Origin of the sequence: Dysgonomonas termitidis (assembly GCF_042654545.1) — a bacterium.
Taxonomy (GTDB): domain Bacteria; phylum Bacteroidota; class Bacteroidia; order Bacteroidales; family Dysgonomonadaceae; genus Dysgonomonas; species Dysgonomonas termitidis.
Genome location: NZ_JBHSGN010000151.1, coordinates 1 through 2500, shown reverse-complemented (window position 1 = coordinate 2500; position 2500 = coordinate 1). Strand labels below are relative to the sequence as shown.

Here is a 2500-nt window from a genome sequence, read left to right as displayed (position 1 = left end):
GCGCAAGGTGGTGCTATCTAAAACCGGATAAAAGACTGCATCAAATTTGACGAAGAACCACTATACCCACCCATTAGGAGAGACTTTACCATAGTTTTATATTATGTAAAAAACATAATCACTGATACTATGGCAGGAAAACCAACGCGTATGAGCAAAATAAAACAATTATTGAGATTACACCAACAAGGTGTCTCCAATCGTGGGATAGGCAGGGAACTGGGCCTTTATAAAGCCACCGTTAACTCGTACATCGACAAGTTAAAGCTTCACGGGTACGACATTGACCAACTGCTGGAGTTAGAAGATCCGGTCTTGGAAGCAAAATTTATGGCAGGCACAGCAGCCTATACACAGGATAAGTTCACCGTTTTCCGGGAGCAGATTCCATATTTTGAGAAGGAACTCGGTCGCGCCCATATCACCCGTAAACTGTTGTGGGACGAGTATAAGCTTAACCATCCGGATGGCTATTCCTATCCGCAGTTCTGCTACCACCTGAAGCAACTGAAAGTGGCCCGGCACCCTGTGGCCATACTTGATCACCAGGCAGCCGAGAAGCTGTATGTGGACTTTGCCGGAGATACGATGTCATACATTGACCGGGAAACAGGAGAAGTTCTGAAAGCGCATATCTTCGTGGCTTGCCTGCCTTACTCGGATTATACCTTTACGATGGCTGTATCCTCACAAACTACAGATGACTTCCTGTATGCTCTCTCATCAGCCCTGCGGCACCTGGGAGGGTCAGCCAAGATACTGACTCCCGACAATCTGAAAGCGGCCGTCATAAAGAGTGACCGCTATGAACCGGACCTGAACCGTCTGATGGAAGACTTTGCCAATCATTACGGGTTTGTAGTTATTCCGGCCCGCTCACGGCATCCCCGGGACAAGGCGGCAGTCGAGAACCAGGTAAAAATCATTTACCGCCGTGTCTATGCAAAATTGCGTGATACTACATTCTTCTCCCTGGCGGAACTGAACCGGGCCCTGCTTGAAAAAACGATGGAGCACAACCAGACCAGGATGCAGCAAAAGCCATATACACGGCAGGAGAAATTCCTTGCCGAAGAAAAAAACAAACTGACGGCTTTACCTCCAACAGATTTTGAAGTTAAATACTATGCCCAGCTGCGGGTGGCCAATAACAACTGTATTTACCTGGGAAGGGACAAGCATTATTACTCTGTCCCCTATTGCCATATAGGAAAAAAGGTTCAGGTGATTTATACCCGAACCCTTGTGCAGATATTTTGCGAAGGAACATGTGTGGCTACCCACCGCCGGGCTGCCGGTTATGGCTATACCACGCTCAGGGAGCACCTTTGTTCTACCCACCGCCACTATAAAGACCGTTCTCCCGATTATTACATAGCCAAGGCCAGGGAGCGTTCCCATATGCTGGGCTTACTGGTAGAGAAGAACTTTGAACAGAACCTGGTTCCGGAGATGATTTACAGGCGCTGTGACGGGTTACTGAGTCTCCAGCGCAAGACAGACCCCGTCATCTTTGATAAGGCATGCCGGTTTGCCCTGGATAACAATATGCTGTCCTGCAAATCGCTTATCAGGATCATAGACAATAAGACCTATATACAGCATGAGCTGGAGTTTAAAGGGCTTCCACGGCATCTGAATATAAGAGGAAAGAACTATTACTACTAATATCAATGTATCATTAAAACAAAAGTAAAAATGGAAAAGATTAAAACTGATTTGGAGAGTTTAAAATTACCGGGCATGACATCCTGCCTGAAAGCCCTGGAGGAGACCCGCAGGGTACATGAGCTTAGCTTTACCGACGGGCTAAAGCTACTGTTGCAGGCTGAGCAGGACTATCGAGAGGAAAAGCGGTACGCCCGTTTACTAAAGAACGCCACCTTCCGTTACAGGGCTTCAATAGAGGAACTGAGCTTTGACCGGGCAAGGGGGTTGGAACAATCCGCTGTGATGAACCTTGCCTCCGGTAATTTTATCCGCAATGGAGACTCTGTCCTGATTACAGGACAAACCGGATGCGGAAAAAGTTTCCTGGCCTCCTCCCTGGGAACCCAGGCTTGCAGGTTGGGCTTCTCGGTGGCCTATCATAATACCCAAAAGCTAATGGTCAAAATTAAATACGCAAGGCTCGATGGCAGCGTAATCCGTTTCTTTGAAAAACTGGCGAAAACCGAACTGCTCATTCTCGATGACTTCGGACTGGCCGCCATGGATAACCAGCAACAGCTGGACCTGCTGGAAATTATTGAGGACAGGCATACGGTTAAAGCTAATAGTTCGGGTAACCGCGTCTTGCAAAGCCGTACGCGAGTTCTTACCTTTGAGGAAAAAACCTATGGAAACGAACGATTATGTGCGAGGAGTGGCGTTGAGCGAAGCCGAAGGCTTTGCCTTGATAGAAAGTTTTTATACAAGTAGACGGGGAGCCGAAGCGTGGTATAGAGGCTTGGGCATGTCCAAGCACACATTCTATAAGTGGAAGCACCGCTACGACGCC

Annotated in this window: 2 protein-coding genes; both read left to right on the top strand. The window is 47.9% G+C overall.

Going from position 1 to position 2500, the window contains the following annotated elements; genetic code table 11:
• Positions 1 to 129: 129 nt before the first annotated feature.
• On the top strand, positions 130 to 1668 hold the full coding sequence (gene istA, locus ACFO6W_RS23555) for an IS21 family transposase (RefSeq protein WP_380001124.1): 1539 nt from the start codon (positions 130 to 132) through the stop codon (positions 1666 to 1668).
• A 30-nt stretch (positions 1669 to 1698) separates the two neighbouring features.
• Positions 1699 to 2421 carry an ATP-binding protein gene (locus ACFO6W_RS23550; RefSeq protein WP_380001122.1) on the top strand — a complete coding sequence of 241 codons (723 nt, stop codon included), beginning with the start codon at positions 1699 to 1701 and terminating at the stop codon, positions 2419 to 2421.
• Positions 2422 to 2500: the final 79 nt, after the last annotated feature.

Coding starts and splice junctions, on each gene's coding strand:
- ACFO6W_RS23550 (WP_380001122.1), top strand. CDS start 1,699: ATGGAAAAGATTAAAACTGATTTGGAGAGTTTAAAATTACCGGGCATG.
- istA (WP_380001124.1), top strand. CDS start 130: ATGGCAGGAAAACCAACGCGTATGAGCAAAATAAAACAATTATTGAGA.